General features: G+C 73.1%; 11 protein-coding genes and 1 pseudogene. 6 read left to right on the top strand and 6 right to left on the bottom strand.

The window, feature by feature from the left end:
- The first annotated feature begins 17 nt into the window (after positions 1-17).
- A complete protein-coding gene (locus DNK56_RS30140) occupies positions 18-1,751 on the top strand; it encodes a PucR family transcriptional regulator (RefSeq protein WP_111338936.1) in 1,734 nt (577 codons plus the stop codon).
- 194 nt (positions 1,752-1,945) lie between these two features.
- Positions 1,946-2,731: a hypothetical protein gene (locus DNK56_RS30135; RefSeq protein WP_111338935.1), complete on the top strand. Its 786-nt coding sequence runs from the start codon at positions 1,946-1,948 to the stop codon at positions 2,729-2,731.
- Positions 2,732-2,783: 52 nt separating this feature from the next.
- Here DNK56_RS30135 and DNK56_RS30130 read toward each other — a convergent pair whose 3' ends face one another.
- Complete coding sequence (locus DNK56_RS30130) at positions 2,784-3,554, bottom strand: GntR family transcriptional regulator (RefSeq protein ID WP_111338934.1); 771 nt, start codon at positions 3,552-3,554, stop codon at positions 2,784-2,786.
- Positions 3,555-3,700: 146 nt separating this feature from the next.
- On the opposite strand from DNK56_RS30130, the gene DNK56_RS30125 reads away from it, so the two are divergent.
- Entirely contained in the window at positions 3,701-4,549 is an 849-nt protein-coding gene (locus tag DNK56_RS30125; RefSeq protein WP_111338933.1) for a (2Fe-2S)-binding protein, read from the top strand.
- Positions 4,550-4,741: 192 nt separating this feature from the next.
- The gene (locus DNK56_RS30120) at positions 4,742-5,821 is read left to right on the top strand and encodes a DUF2637 domain-containing protein (protein ID WP_111338932.1); all 1,080 of its coding nucleotides are present in this window, start codon (positions 4,742-4,744) and stop codon (positions 5,819-5,821) included.
- Positions 5,822-5,893: 72 nt separating this feature from the next.
- Here DNK56_RS30120 and DNK56_RS30115 read toward each other — a convergent pair whose 3' ends face one another.
- Both DNK56_RS30115 and DNK56_RS30110 read right to left on the bottom strand, forming a co-directional pair.
- Positions 5,894-6,259: an ATP-binding protein gene (locus DNK56_RS30115; RefSeq protein WP_111339674.1), complete on the bottom strand. Its 366-nt coding sequence runs from the start codon at positions 6,257-6,259 to the stop codon at positions 5,894-5,896.
- 158 nt (positions 6,260-6,417) lie between these two features.
- Positions 6,418-8,328 (bottom strand): serine/threonine-protein kinase, encoded by a 1,911-nt coding sequence (locus DNK56_RS30110; RefSeq protein ID WP_111338931.1) that lies wholly within the window; start codon positions 8,326-8,328, stop codon positions 6,418-6,420.
- 222 nt (positions 8,329-8,550) lie between these two features.
- Here DNK56_RS30110 and DNK56_RS30105 point away from each other — a divergent pair, with 222 nt between their 5' ends.
- A complete protein-coding gene (locus tag DNK56_RS30105; protein ID WP_111338930.1) occupies positions 8,551-9,141 on the top strand; it encodes a TetR/AcrR family transcriptional regulator in 591 nt (196 codons plus the stop codon).
- 499 nt (positions 9,142-9,640) lie between these two features.
- A pseudogene (locus tag DNK56_RS30100) lies at positions 9,641-10,012 on the top strand (barstar family protein); the annotation flags it as partial.
- A 12-nt stretch (positions 10,013-10,024) separates the two neighbouring features.
- Here the strand turns inward: DNK56_RS30100 and DNK56_RS30095 are convergent.
- The 3 genes from DNK56_RS30095 to DNK56_RS30085 all read right to left on the bottom strand — a co-directional run bounded on the left by DNK56_RS30095 (position 10,025) and on the right by DNK56_RS30085 (position 14,437).
- Entirely contained in the window at positions 10,025-12,397 is a 2,373-nt protein-coding gene (locus DNK56_RS30095) for a M9 family metallopeptidase (RefSeq protein WP_111338929.1), read from the bottom strand.
- Positions 12,398-12,627: 230 nt separating this feature from the next.
- Positions 12,628-13,347, bottom strand: coding sequence for a GntR family transcriptional regulator (locus DNK56_RS30090; RefSeq protein WP_111338928.1), 720 nt, complete (start codon positions 13,345-13,347; stop codon positions 12,628-12,630).
- Positions 13,348-13,435: 88 nt separating this feature from the next.
- Positions 13,436-14,437, bottom strand: coding sequence for a proline racemase family protein (locus DNK56_RS30085; RefSeq protein WP_111338927.1), 1,002 nt, complete (start codon positions 14,435-14,437; stop codon positions 13,436-13,438).

The raw sequence follows: 14,437 nt of genomic DNA, 5'->3' as shown, positions 1-14,437 counted from the left end.
AGATCGGCGGCGACGAGATGCGCCTGCGCGCACTGCTGGAGAACGACGCGCTGGGCCTGCGGCTGCTCGGCGGCGACGAGGAGCTGGACCGGTCGGTCCGGGGCGTGATGACCACCGACCTGCGCGACCCGAGCCGCTACCTCACGGGCGGCGAGCTGGTCCTGACCGGTCTGGCCTGGCGCCGCGACGCGGCGGACTCGGAGCCGTTCGTGCGCATCCTGTCGGCCGCCGGGGTGGCCGGTCTCGCGGCGGGCGAGGCGGAGCTGGGCGACATCCCGGACGATCTCGTGGCGGCGTGCCGGCAGCACCGGCTGCCGCTGTTCGCGGTCCACGAGACGGTCGCGTTCGCAACGATCACCGAGTACGTGGTGCGTCAGGTGTCCGGTGAGCGGGCGGGCGATCTGGCGGCCGTGGTGGACCGGCACCGCAGGCTGATGACCTCGGGCCCGGCGGGCGGCGGCCCGGAGGTCGTCCTCGACCTGCTCGGCTCCGACCTGGACCTGCACGCCTGGGTCCTCTCCCCCACTGGCCGGCAGATCGCGGGCGCGGGCGCCCCGCTGCCGGCCGCCGCCGGGGCCGAGCTGGCCGGTCTGCATCTGGCCGCCGTCCGTTCCGGCCGCCCCGCGCCGCACCGGGCCGCCCTCGGCGGTACGACGTATTCGCTGTTCCCGATCCGGAACAACGGCCGGGCCGGAGCCGCGCCCTCCGCCCGTGATGTGCGCGAGTCGGTGCTCTCGGACTGGCTGCTGGCCGTGGAGGCCGACGCGGGCGACTGGCCGCCCGCGCGGCTGGACCTCCTCCAGGGCGTCACCCAGCTGATCGCGGTCGAACGCGACCGGCGCGACGCGGCCCGCACGGTGCGCCGCCGGCTCGCCCAGGAGGTCCTGGAGCTGGTCCAGGCGGGCGCCGCGCCCGCCGAGATCGCCGCCCGGCTGCGCGTGGCCACCCCGGTCCTGCTCCCCGGCCTGGGGGCGGCGCCGCACTGGCAGGTGGTGGTGGCCCGGGTCGAGTGGGACGGGGACGGGGCGGCCGGCTCCCCGGTCGCGGGCGGCCCGGTCGCCCAGGCACTCCTGGAGGAGATTCTCGTCGACCCGGCCGTGACCGGACCCGACTCGGCGGACCGGATCGCCGTCGCCCACACGGGTGAGGAGGCCATCGCGCTGGTGCCGCTGCCCGCCGACCGGGACCGGGGCGCGGCGGCGGACGCGGAGGCCGTCCGGGACGGCGCGGCGGACGGGCGCCGGGAGGACGGGGCCGGCCTGCACGCGGACGCGCTGCTGGCCGCCGTGCGCGCCCCGCTGTCCGCCGGTCTCGCCGACGACGGCCGGCTGACACTGGGTGTCAGCGCCTCGGTGCATTCCGCCGAGGGGCTGCGCGGCGCGCTGGAGGAGGCGCGGCACGCCCGGCGGGTGGCGGCGGCCCGGCCGGGGCGGGTCTGCGCGGCCGGTCACGACGAGCTGGCCTCGCACGTGCTGCTGCTGCCGTTCGTCCCCGACGACGTGCGCAGGGCGTTCACGGCACGGCTGCTGGACCCGCTGCGCGAGTACGACCGGCGCCACCGCGCGGAGCTGATCCCGACCCTGGAGGCGTTCCTTGACTGCGACGGTTCCTGGACCCGCTGCGCGGCCCGGCTGCACCTCCACGTCAACACGCTGCGCTACCGGGTCGGGCGAATCGAGCAGTTGACGGGGCGTGACCTGGCCCGCCTGGAGGACAAGCTCGACTTCTTCCTCGCCCTGCGTATGAGCTGAACCACCGGGCCCCGCAAGGGGTTCCGCTTCCGCCACCGATTGTGAAAACTTTCACCTGACATTGCCCCGGCCTCTTGGCCCGGCGTGCCATTCCGTGCTGTGATGCGGGTCATACCCACGGGTGTCCGGCCGTACCCGGACGCTCACCACAGCTCGAAGGCGCGCTCGGGGAGGGCAATGTGGCGCATACCGCCATGTCTGGTTCCGGAACGACAGCAGATGACGATCCTCCGCTCCAGACCGCGGTATGGCGGCTGCGCTCACGCGGCTGCTGGACGGACGCCGCGGCGCTGCTCGAACACGACGCCGCCACCGACCCGGCCGCCGCGCTCCAGCGCACCGCCCTGCTGACCGAGCGGTGCCTGTACACCGGGCAGGGCTGGACGGACGCCGAGGACGCCCTGCGCACGGCCGAGGCGATGGCCCACGACGACGAGGAGCGCGGCGCCGCCGCCTGCGAGCGGGGCCATTTCGCGTACGCCTCGACGCTGCTCGGGGTCCGGGACCGGGCCGACGAGGCGCGGGTCGCCCTGGGCCGGGCGGCCGCGCTGCTCTCCCCCACCGCGCAGGGCCGGCCGCTGCTGGACTACCGGCGGGGGCTGATCGCGCAGAACATCTCGGACTCCCCGCAGGCCGCGCGGGCCGCCTACCGCCGGGCGCACGCGGGCGCCACCGAGCAGAACGACGCGCTGCTGCTCTCCTCCACCTGGCGCCAGCTCGCGCTGATCGCGCTGCGCGAGGGCGAACTCGCGGAGGCCCGGCACGGGTTCGCGGAGTGCCTGCGGATAAGGGAGGAGCTGGGCTACCTGGTCGGTACGGCCCCGGCGCTCATCGCGCTGGCCGACGCCGAGAGCGAGCCCGAGGAGGCCGGCCGGCTGCGGGCCGAGGCGGGCCGGCTCTTCCGGCTGCTCGGCGGGGTCCCGACCTGGCTGGGCCCGCATCTGGACCCGCCCCCGCCGGAGACGATCGAGGCCAACTGAGCCGGCGCGGGACCCCTCGGAGCGCCCGGCGCCCGGCCGGCCGCGTACGCCGTCAGCCGTCCGCGCCCGCGCCCGCGAAGTGTTCGCGTACGAGGGTCTGGACGACGGCCACGTCCTGGGCGATCAGGGCGTCGAGCAGCGCGGTGTGCTCGGATGCGTCGGCCAGCAGGTCGGCGCGCCGGGTGACCGGGTTGTCCACGAGCGGCCACTGGGAGCGGCGGTGCAGGTCGTCCGCGACCCGCACCAGGCTGTGGTTGCCGGCCAGCGCGAGCACCGCGCCGTGGAACGCCCGGTCCGCCTCCGCGTAGCTCGCCCGGTCGCCGACCGCCGCCGCGGCCACCGTGGCGTCGGCCAGCGGGCGCAGTGCGCACCAGCGGGCGGGCGGCACGGTGCGGGCGAGCCGCAGCATCACGGGGACCTCGATCAGGGCCCGGACCTCGGCCAGCTCGGCCAGCTCGCCCGGTCCGCGCTCGGCGACCCGGAAGCCCCGGTTCGGCACGACCTCCACGGCCCCCTCGACGGCGAGCTGCTGCATCGCCTCGCGCACGGGGGTGGCCGACACGCCGAAGCGGGCGCCCAGGGCGGGCGCCGAGTACACCTGGCCGGGGACCAGCTCGCCACCGACCAGGGCGGCGCGCAGGGCGTCCAGGATCTGGCCGCGCACGGAATGCCTGCGCACCCGGTCGCGCGGGGCGGGGGCGTCGGGTTCGCCGTGGGTGTGCTCGCCGCGGGCCTGCTCCGGCACCCGTACGGACGAGCGGGGGACGGCCTCCGGCACCCCGTGGCGGGGCCGCGCCTCCTCGCGCGCTCTGCCCTGGTCCACGGGCACCTCCTCGGCCGGTCACGGGCGCGGCTCGCGCGTCGGGCGCCCTGTGTGCACGATAGGCGCAGGAGCCTCCAGTTCAAACATCGTTCCGGCAGGGTAAGGTAAGGCTTACCTGCTGACGATCGTGAATCGGTGGTCCCCGCATGACCCTGCCCGCCCTGCTTCCCGCGGTGACGGCCTCCCCCGTGGCCGACGCGTACGCGCGCCTGGCCGAGGTCTTCCCGGGAGTGCGCGCCGAGGTCCTCGCGGACGGCGAGAGCGCCCCCGGCGGGCCCGGCTGGGTGGGCGCGCACGAACTGGCGGCGGGCGGCGAGGCCCTGGACACCTTCCTCGCCTTCGACGAGGCCCAGGTCCGGCGGGACTACGGGCAGGAGGCCCGGCCCGATGTGATCGCCAGCTTCGGCCTGCACCGCTACGCCTGGCCGGCCTGCCTGCTGGTGACGGTGCCGTGGTTCCTGCACCGGCGGGTGCCCCGCATCCCGGTCGAGGACGTCTCGTTCCAGCGGGCGCTCGGGCATCTGACGCTGCGGGTGCGGGAGTTCGCCTGTCTGCCCGGCGATCCGGCGGCCGCGCTGCCGGGGGCGCGGGTGGTGGCCGACGAGGCGGCGCTGCGCGCCGAGGTGCTGGACGCGGTGGCCGACCATCTGGGCCCGGTGCTGGAGGGCTTCCGGCCGCGTATGCGGCGCGGGAAGCGGGCCCTGTGGGGCATGGCGACGGACGAGATCGTCGAGGGCCTCTGGTACATCGCCCATCTGCTGGGCGAGGAGCGGCGCGCGATGGCGGAGCTGGAGGCGCTGCTACCGGGCACCACGAAGCCGTACGTCGGCACGGCGGGCTTCCGCGAGCTGACCGGACCCGGCGGGGAGGTGCTGCCCACCCGCGACCGGGCGAGCTGCTGCCTCTTCTACACGCTGCGCCCCGAGGACACATGTGTGACCTGTCCGCGTACGTGCGACGCGGACCGCGTACGCAAGTTGACGCCCGCTCCCTGATCCACACCGCCCGAGCGGGCGACATGGATTCGAACATCATGCGTACCCCGCTGAGGTGTGTTCGACCAGATTGCCGATATCGGCGGTCCCGGACACCCCATTGGCGTTCTCTTGCCCCGAAACGGTCTGGCCCTGCCGGAATCTCCGCCACGATGGCGCCCGAAACGCCCTACGTGACGCAAGGGACCGCGCATGAGACTGACCGACATATCGCTTGACTGGCTGCTTCCGGGCGCCGTGCTGCTCGTGGGGGTCATGGCGGCGGTGGCGGTGGTCGCGCGCGGCAAGCGCACCTCTGACACAGCCACGGCCGACGACAGCTGGGAGCGCGCCGAGGAGCGCCGCAGACGCAAGGAAACGCTGTACGCCACCGCCTCGTACGTGCTGCTGTTCTGCTGTGCCGCGGTGGCCGCCGCGCTCTCCTTCCACGGGCTCGTCGGCTTCGGCGAGCAGAACCTCGGCCTCTCCGGCGGCTGGGAGTACCTGGTGCCCTTCGGTCTGGACGGGGCGGCGATGTTCTGCTCGGTCCTCGCCGTGCGGGAGGCCAGCCACGGGGACGCGGCGCTGGGCTCGCGGCTGCTGGTGTGGACCTTCGCGGGTGCCGCCGCCTGGTTCAACTGGGTGCACGCGCCGCGCGGCGTCGACCACGCGGGCGCCCCGCACTTCTTCGCGGGGATGTCCCTCTCGGCCGCCGTGCTGTTCGACCGGGCGCTGAAGCAGACCCGCCGGGCCGCCCTGCGCGAGCAGGGTCTGGTGCCCCGGCCGCTGCCGCAGATCCGGATCGTGCGCTGGCTGCGCGCCCCCCGCGAGACCTTCGGCGCCTGGTCGCTGATGCTCCTGGAAGGCGTACGCACCCTGGACGAGGCGGTCGACGAGGTACGCGAGGACCGCCGGGAGAAGAGGCAGAACCGTCTCCGCAGGAAGGACCAGGAAAAGCTGGACCGGGCGCACATCAAGGCCCTGAACCGGCAGAACCGGGCCTGGGGACGGCTCGGCCGGGGCGGCCCCCCGGTGGACGTGGCGGCGCTGCCCCCGGCGGCGGGCTCGGCGCAGCCCGTCGCGGAGCCCGCCATATCCGAGCCGGGTCAACTGCCCCTGCGGCCCCGGCCGTCCCTGCAAGCCGCAGGCCACTCGAACTCGGCGGATCTCCCGGAGGCGGGCGCGAGTGAACCGGCGGCGATCGACCTCACGGCCGAGGACGACACCCAGGCCATCCCCCGGCTCGACTCCCTGGAGAAGAAGCTGAAGGACCTGGAGCAGCAGTTCGGCTGAACCGGCCGGACCGGCTGAACCACACGGGACCGGGTGTCGCGTACGAACGGCCCTGACCGCCCGCACAGGCGGTCAGGGCCGTTCGCCGTCCAGTTCGAACCACACCACCTTGCCCAGCGAGCGGGGGCTGATCCCCCAGGAGTCGGCCAGGCTCTCCACCAGGATCAGCCCCCGGCCGTGCGTACCGTCGTCGGCGGGCGGTACGTGCGGCTCGGGCGGCATTCCGGGGACGAAGTCCCGTACCTCCACGCGCAGTCGGCGGGGCGCGACGCTCACCGCGACGACCGCGCCGTCGTCGGTGTGCACCAGGGCGTTGGTCACCAGCTCGCTGAGCAGCAGCTCCGCGACCCGCACCGGCTCGTCCTTCCATCGGTAACGCAATAACTCCCGTACGGCTCCGCGCACTTCGCCCACGGCTGCCAGGTCGGCCCGGTCCACCCTGCGGAGCATCCGGGCCACTTCGTGACGCTCCATCGTCTCCCCCGACTGCACGGTCATTCGCCCCCCCTGTCGCAAAGGTGCTCACGCCATGCATGCCCCGCCTACACGCGGTCACGCTTGCGGGGAGGGGCGGACCGGGGTGAATCGTGCGGCGTTCAGGCTCGTTTGTAGTAGTAGTCGAAGCCGTCGACGTTGTGGTTGATGCCACTGCCGCTGATGACGAAGTAGGACGCCTTGAGGTCGGCGCACATGGGATTGGCCGCCCCCACCGACCGGGCGGCGCTGACGTTGATGCGGTTGCTGCCGGACTTCGACGTCACCTTGGCCTCGTAGGAACAGGTGGCGTAGACGAAGCCGGAGATGCGCACGACCCCGGCGGAGGTGATGGCGATGTTCTCCGGCTGGCCCGTGTTGTACATCTCACCGTACTTCCAGGTGCCGACGAAGCCCCCCGGCACCGTGCTGCCGCTGTCCGAGCCGCCGGAGGAGGAGCCGCCGGACGTGGTGGTCGATCCGCCGCCGCCGGACGTGCTCGTGGAGCCGCCCGAGGAGGAGCCACGGGAGGTGGAGGAGCCGCCGCTCGAACTCCCGCCGGAGGAACCGCCGCCGCCCGAGGACGAGGAGCCTCCGGACGAGCCACCCGCGCCGCCGCCGCTCGTGCTGGACGAGCCACCCGTGTCGCCGCCGTCCCGGCCGTCCTCGCCCGGCTCCCCGTCCTTGCCGTCCTTCCCGTCCTTCCCGTCCTTCGCCGGCTCGTCCTTCTTCTTCCCGCTCTTGGACGCGGAGGGGCTCGGGGTGCCGGTGGGCGACGCGCTGCCGGCCGCCGAGGGCTCCGACGCGGGTGTGGAGGCCGGTGTCGAGAAGGCCGGCGGGGCCGCGTGCGCCCCGTCGTCCCGGCCGAAGGGCTGGAGCACGGCCAGCGTGCCGCCTCCGCCGACGACGACCACCAGCGGGACGGCGATCAGCCAGGAGCGGCGCCGCTCCCGTTTCGGCTTCACGGCCGTGGTCCCGCCCTTCGCCCCCGCCTCGTCCCCGGGCGCCGCCGCCCCGTCCTCCGGGGCGCCGAGGCGCATCGTCGCGCGGTCGCCCTCCTGCCGCAGCGGCTTCGCCTCCGCGTCCAGCAACTGCGCGCCCTGGCGGGCCAGATGGCTCACCACGGCGGCGGGCAGCCAGGTGGCGGCCACCGGCCCGGCCGTGCGCCCCGGCTCGGCCAGCAGCTCGTCCACGGAGGGCCGCTCGTCGATGCTCTTGGTGAGCAGGCGGGCGATCAGGGCCTTGAGGTCCTCGTCCCGGACCCGCCCCAGGTCGGGTTCGCCCTCGGCGATCCGGTACATGATCGCGTGCTGGTTGCTCGCGCCGTGGCCGAACGGGAGCGTGCCGGTCGCCGCGTACGTCAGCACACAGCCGAGGGTGAACACATCGCTCTTGGGGACCGCGCTCTCCCCGCGCACCTGCTCCGGGGCCATGAAGCCGGGCGAGCCGATCATCATGCCGGTGCTGGTGAGCAGGGACTCGACGGTGGTCCCGACCGCGCGCGCGATGCCGAAGTCGATGACCTTGGGGCCCTCCATCGTGAGCATCACGTTGGAGGGCTTGAGGTCGCGGTGCACGATCTTCGCCGCGTGGATGTCCTTGAGCGCGTGCAACAGCCCGGTGGCGAGGGCCTGTACGGCCTCGGCGGGCAGCGCGCCATGGCCGCGCACGACCTGCTCCAGGGAGAGGCCGGGCACATAGCCGGTGGCCACCCAGGGGAACTCGGCGTCCGGCGCCGCGTCCAGGACGGGCGCGGTGTGGCGTGCGCCGACGCGCCGTGCGGCCTCGACCTCGCGGCGGAAGCGGGCCCGGAACTGCGGGTCCGCGACGTGCTCCGCGTGCACCACCTTGACCGCGACCGTGCGGCCGCCGTCGGCCCGCGCGAGGTAGACCCGGCCCATGCCGCCCGCGCCGAGCCGGCCCAGCAGCAGATAGGGCCCGATGCGCGCCGGATCGCTCGGCGTGAGCGGCTTGATGCCCCCGTCGAGGTAGTCCTCGTCGTCAGCGTGGTCGTCGTTGTGCACGCCGGTCATGTCCGAGCGCTCCCCGTGTGTCCCGGACGGCGGTCCTCCTTGGGACCGCGCCCCCTGCCTGAATCCCCATGTACGGCCGCGACTTGGCGCGGCGAACGTTCAGTGTGAAGCAAAGGCGGAACCGATTGGAACAACTTCCGGAAAGAATTCTGGAATCTTCTTCTACGCTGTCCCGGACGGCATCATGGGGAGTGCCCGATTCCGGAAGTGGGGGGTGCGTGGATGAGTCCGAAGCAGCAGCGGGGCGCCGCCACGGCCGCGCAGGTCCTCGACAGCGCCCTGGAGCTGTACGCGTCACGGGGTGAGGCGGGGCTGACGCTCGCCGCGATCACCTCGGCGAGCGGGGTGAGCACCGGCAGCGTCTACCACCACTTCGGCAGCCTGCACGGAGTGGTGCTCGCTCTCGCGCAGTCCTGGCTCGGCCGGCTCCTGGAGGAACTGGCCGGGGAGCTCGGCCGGGTGACGGGAGCGCGCGCCGGAGTCCACGCGGTGACGGAGGCGTACCTGCGCTTCGTCCAGGAGCATCCGGACGCCTCCCGGCTCATGCACTCGGTGACCGCCGACCGCGAACTGGTCACGGACGCACGGCAGATCCGGGGCGCGCAGGAGGCCCGGATCGCCCCGCTCGCCGCCTGGCTGCACGCCCACCGGGAGTCGGGCGAGCTGGTCGCGCTGCCGCTGCCCGTGCTGGAGTCGCTGATCCTGGGGCCGGTGACGGGCATCGCGCGCCGCTGGCTCGCCCTCGGGGACATCGACATCGAGGAGGCGGCGCGCACGGTTCCGGAGCACATCTGGCGCTCGGTCAGCCCCTGAGCGAACTACGGGTTCCGGTTCGAGTGCCGTATTACCGTCGCCCTCCGACGTCCGGATTTCGTACACCAGCGTGATACGGGCCGCTGAACCACCGACCTCCCCAAGACATTCGGCCCACAACCCATCCGGTGGATCAGGAGCGAGTGCGGGGTGCGGCTGCCGACCGCGTCACAGGCATCCACCTGTGACGCGGACCAGCCCGAACACGCTCATCCCATGACCGTGACCTATTTGACATCCTCCCCCAGCCGAGGCAGAGGGATTCCTGGCTCACATTGCCCGTGGATCAGCGATCCAACAGGTCTTACACGATCAGCACCAGCCGGGTTGAGACCAGCCCGGGTTCGTAAAGCAGAACCTAGAGATGCATGTGCTGTCTTGGTTCTCGATCAGCACAGAGTACGCACTTGATTGTCAGCACGTACCAAACGCAGCCTACCGGATCGAGGCGGCAGCTTTCTCCCCGAACCATATACCAGGACTTAGGCGGAATTGCCCGGTGATCGAGGGCTCCGGGGTCACCGGCGCGGACAGCTTCTGGACCGCGGTCGGCGAGGCGGTGAACGGGCCCGGCGGGTACTTCGGCCGGAATCTCGACGCCTTCGCGGACTGCCTGTCCGGCGGCATGGGCACGCCGGACGACGGCGACTTCGTCTTCGAGTGGCGCGATCACGCGCGCTCGGCGCGGGCGCTGGGACATGCGGAGACCGCGCGCTACCTGGAGCGGCTGGCCGCCCGCGCCCATGAGAGCAACCGCGGCCGCCTGCGCGAGGAGTGTGCGCGGGCGGCCGCGGGGCGGGGTCCGACCCTCTTCGACCGGTTGGTGGAGATCATCCGGGACCGGGTGGGGTCGGACGGACTGAGGCTGCTCCGAGGTCCGGGGTCAGTAGCTCGTCGCGACGCTCACCTGCCCGAAGTCCCGCACGGCGTACAGGCTGATGAAGTGTGCCCCGGCGGCCGGGCGGTCGATGGTGAGGGTGTGCGCGTTGCCGTCGCCGGTGGCCCTGGCGGTGTACGAGCCGGTGGTCGCCCAGCCGTTGGCGCTGTAGTAGAGGTCGGCGTCGCCGGTGCCGCCGCTGGTGGTGACGGTCAGCCGCTCGGTGCCCTCGGGTATGTAGAGGTACAAGTAGGAGTAGTCGCCCCGGGTGGCGTGCTGCCCGTCGCGGGCGCAGTCCTGGCCCAGTTCGCGGACGTCGGTGCCGGTGCACGGGGTGGTGGGCTCGGTCGGCGGGTTGGTCGTGGTGCCGCAGGTGCCGGAGGCGCAGGCGGTCAGCCAGGTGTTCCAGTCGGCGTCGTAGCGGTTGCCGATGGTGGTGGTGAGCAGGGTGCGGGCGCCGTTCCAGTCACCGGCGCGGTACAGGCCGAGGAGCTTGTCCACATCGGCACGGTGCGACTGGAGCATGTAACGGACGGCCAGGTAGCCCCAGTTGTAGACGCGGGTCTGGTCGGCGTTCTCGTAGGTGGTGTCGAACAGGGTGCGCAGCGGGTAGGTGCGCGCGGCGGCCTGGCTGAGGGCGTCGTCGTAGACGACGTCGCGGTACGAGTAGGAGACGTACTCCGCGAAGCCCTCGATCCACCAGACGGTCGGGGTGCTGACCCCGGCGGCGAAGTCGCCCGCCATGTCGAACCGGCCGTCGAGGTAGTGGGTGTACTCGTGGTTGAGGTTCCATATCTGGAAGTCGGGCCGGACCCACTCGGCCTCGTACGCGATGAACCTCGGCTGGTTTCCGGCCGCCGCCGGGTCGCCCTCCAGGTACATGCCGCCGTTGTTGGTGTCGATGCCGTAGATGGCTCCGGCGTAGGTCTGGTAGTCGGTGCTGGAGTCGAAGACGATCACCTCGATGGTGGTGTTGCGGTCCCCGGCGACGGGCCCGCTGTCCCTGGCCACCTGGTGGAAGTAGGCGTCCTGGCCGCGCAGGCTGGTGCACGCCTTCGTCAGGTCGGCGGAGGACATCTGCTGGGCGAGGATGCGGATGCTGTCGCTGCAGGTGTACGAGACGGGCAGCGCGGCGCTCTTGAGGCGGGCGGCGAGATCGCAGGTGCCGTACGCGGAGCAGTTCGCGCTGTCGTAGTAGTCGGCCATCTCGGCGAGGCCCACCCACAGCGGCGCGGTCGGCCCGGTCAGGGAGCTGCGGCCGAGAAGGTCGATGACCAGTGGCTTCGCCTTGGGCCGCAGGGAGTCCTCCTGGAGGAAGCGGGCGAGTTCGCGGCCGGCGTTGGAGGCGAGGTAGGACCGGTCGGTGCCCAGCAGGCCGAGATGGTCGCGGGCGAAGCCGGCGAGGGCGTCGAGCAGGCTGGGGTCGGCCTCGACGGCGCTGACGAACGCGGGCAGCTGGTGGCCCCGGAAGGTGACGGTGTAGACGTTGTTGACCGCGTTGAGCATGTACCAGGAGCCGTCGTACGAGGAGTCGTAGTCGGCCAGCAGCCGCTTGAGGACGGACAGGTAGCGGGCGTTCTGCTCGGCGCTGTCGATGAGGATGACGGCCTCGCCCAGGGTCTCGCCGTTGGCGTCGGTGACGTCACGGGAGTGCGCCGAGGCGAAGAAGGCGTCCAGTCCGCCCTGGATGGCGGTGCGCAGGGCGGTGCCGTAGTCGCCGACGGTGCCGGGATCGTAGTACTGCACGTAGTACCCGGCGCGCAGATAGAGCACCAGCTGCGGCATGCCGGTGCTGCCGTCGCCGGGGTAGGCGGCCGATCCGTCGCGCAGGGCGTTGGCGACGGTGACCATCTGCGCCTCGCGGAAGGCGAGGTAGCCGTCGTTGCCCTTGACGGAGAACAGGGTGTTGACGCAGTCGGTCGGGGACGCCTTGATCTGCTGGACGAGGGCGCTGCCGGTGCGGCTGGTGAAGTCGGCCACGGAGCAGGCGGCGGCCTTCGCGGTGGTACGGGCCTCGGCCCGCATGGAGGGCGCCGGGTGGCTCGGGCGGGCGGCGCGCGGGTCGTCGTAGTCGCGCCGCAGGGCGTCCTCGGAGGCGCTGAGCGGGGCCCGGTCGGCGGGGCTGAGGGCGGCGCCGCCCAGGTGGGCCGGGTCCTGCGCGGGCGCGGTGGCGGCCTCGGCGGCGGGGCCGCCGGGCTCGGGGGCGGTCCGGTCGCCGGCCGTCGCCTGCGCGGCGGCGGTCGCGCTCGCGGTGGACGGGGCGGCGGGCCGGGGTTCGGCGGCCCACGCGGGGCCGGCGAGCAGGCCGGCGCCGAGGCAGGCCGCCAGGGCGGCGGTGGAGAGTGCGGTGAATCTCTGTCGGGCCGTTCGTTTCTTCACGTGCCGCCTCCCAGCGGTGTGGGGGACCGCGCGCCGTTGCGCGGCCGTGGGGGATGGCGCGGGGTGAGGCCGGACGGGGTTGGGGGGTTGGGGATTGGGGGGTTGGGGATTGGGGGTTGCCATGAAATGACATGGACACAACCTCAGCGCGACCGTCAGTACAATGGCACATGTCACATGGTCTTAGGAAGCGGCCGTGACGACATTCCTGAACGCGTCAGGGCGCGTCGCTACAGGGGGAGTTGGGAACGCGAGGCTTCCCGGGCGGACAGGCCCGGCCGGGTTCCCTCGCCGTCGGCCCACAGGGAGCGGACGTGCGACATATGGGCGAGCATGCACGCCTCAGCACCCTGCGCGTCCCCGGCCACCACCAGGTCGAGGAGCTGCACATGCTCCTCGGCCGACGCCGTCAGCTGCCCGGACTCGGCGAGCCGGTCCAGGCCGAAGAGGCGGGAGCGCTTGCGCAGTTCGCCGACCTGCTCGACGAGGCGGCGGTTGCCGGCCAGCGCGAGCAGGGCGAGGTGGAAGCGGCGGTCGGCCTCCAGATAGTCCAGGATGTCGTGGCGCCGGGCGGCGTCGACGATCTCCAGGGCGACCGGCCGCAGCGCCTCCAGCTCGTGCGTCAGCCCCATCCGCGCGATCCGGCCCACCGTGGGCACCTCGATCATGGCGCGCAGCTCGGTGAAGTCGTCCAGGTCCTGTTCGGTCAGCTCGGTGATCCGGAAGCCCTTGTTGCGGACGGCCTCGACCTGGCCCTCGCGGACCAGGTCGAGCATCGCCTCACGGACGGGGGTGGCGGAGACGCCGAACTGGGCGGCGAGCGCGGGCGCCGAGTAGACCGTGCCCGGCCGCAGCTCGCCGGAGATGAGCGCCGCCCGCAGCGCGTGCGCCACCTGGTCGCGCAGATGCTCCTGCGCCGTGAGCGCGCCGAGCGACGTCAGGCGGGCCATGTCCGTTCCTCCAGCACCGTGCGGGGACGCCGGGGGCGTCGTGCCGGTCAGAATACAATGTCACGTTGCCCCCGACGCGGGTGCGGTCTCACAGCAGGAAGCCCTCGGGGAACGGGTCGTCCGGGTCGAGGAAGTACTGCGCGGTGCCGGTGATCCAGGCCCGCCCGGTGACCGTGGGGACGACCGCGGGCAGCCCGGCCACCTCCGTCTCGCCGACCAGCCGGCCGGTGAACCGGGTGCCGATGAAGGACTCGTTCACGAAGTCCCGGTCCAGGCCGAGTTCGCCGCGCGCGTGCAGCTGGGCCATCCGCGCCGACGTACCGGTGCCGCACGGCGAACGGTCGAACCAGCCGGGGTGGATGGCCATGGCGTGCCGCGAGTGCCGGGCGTCGGAGCCGGGCGCGATCAACTGGACGTGCTTGAGCCCGTGGATGCCCGCGTCCAGCGGGTGGACCGGCCGGTCGGCCGCGTTGACCGCGTCCATCAACGCGAGCCCGGCCGCCAGCAGTTCGCCCTTGCGCGCCCGGTCGAACGGCAGGCCCAGGTCCGCCAGGCGCACCATCGCGTAGAAGTTGCCGCCGTAGGCGAGGTCGTACGGCACCTCCCCGAAGCCGGGCACCTCCGCGGTCAGCCCGAGCCCCGCGCTGAACGCGGGGACGTTGGTGAGAGTGACGGAGGTGGCGGCCCCGCCCTCCACCCGGACATCCACGCACACCAGTCCGGCCGGGGTGTCCAGCCGTACGGTGGTGACCGGTTCGGTGACCTCGACCAGGCCGGTCTCGACCAGCACGGTGGCCACCCCGATGGTGCCGTGCCCGCACATCGGCAGACAGCCGGAGACCTCCATGAACAACACCCCGAAGTCGGCGTCGGGGCGGGTCGGCGGCTGGAGGACGGCGCCGCTCATCGCGGCGTGGCCGCGCGGCTCGTACATCAGCAGGGTGCGCACCGCGTCCCGGTGCGCCGTGAAGTACGCCCGGCGCTCGGCCATGGTGGCGCCGGGGAGCGTGCCGATCCCACCGGTGACGACGCGGGTGGGCATGCCCTCGGTGTGCGAGTCGACGGCGTGGAAGACGTGACGGCTGCGCAT

Origin of the sequence: Streptomyces sp. AC1-42W (assembly GCF_003248355.1) — a bacterium.
Classification (GTDB): domain Bacteria; phylum Actinomycetota; class Actinomycetes; order Streptomycetales; family Streptomycetaceae; genus Streptomyces.
The sequence above is the reverse complement of the archived record's forward strand: the minus strand, read 5'-3'. Positions and strand labels throughout refer to the sequence as shown.

Bases quoted from the DNA above. Each gene is read 5' to 3' on its own strand.
- DNK56_RS30140 (WP_111338936.1), top strand. From the start codon at position 18: ATGCGCCTGCGCGCACTGCTGGAGAACGACGCGCTGGGCCTGCGGCTG.
- DNK56_RS30135 (WP_111338935.1), top strand. From the start codon at position 1,946: ATGTCTGGTTCCGGAACGACAGCAGATGACGATCCTCCGCTCCAGACC.
- DNK56_RS30125 (WP_111338933.1), top strand. From the start codon at position 3,701: ATGACCCTGCCCGCCCTGCTTCCCGCGGTGACGGCCTCCCCCGTGGCC.
- DNK56_RS30120 (WP_111338932.1), top strand. From the start codon at position 4,742: ATGAGACTGACCGACATATCGCTTGACTGGCTGCTTCCGGGCGCCGTG.
- DNK56_RS30110 (WP_111338931.1), bottom strand. From the start codon at position 8,328: ATGACCGGCGTGCACAACGACGACCACGCTGACGACGAGGACTACCTC.
- DNK56_RS30105 (WP_111338930.1), top strand. From the start codon at position 8,551: ATGAGTCCGAAGCAGCAGCGGGGCGCCGCCACGGCCGCGCAGGTCCTC.
- DNK56_RS30090 (WP_111338928.1), bottom strand. From the start codon at position 13,347: ATGGCCCGCCTGACGTCGCTCGGCGCGCTCACGGCGCAGGAGCATCTG.
- DNK56_RS30085 (WP_111338927.1), bottom strand. From the start codon at position 14,437: ATGCGCAGCCGTCACGTCTTCCACGCCGTCGACTCGCACACCGAGGGC.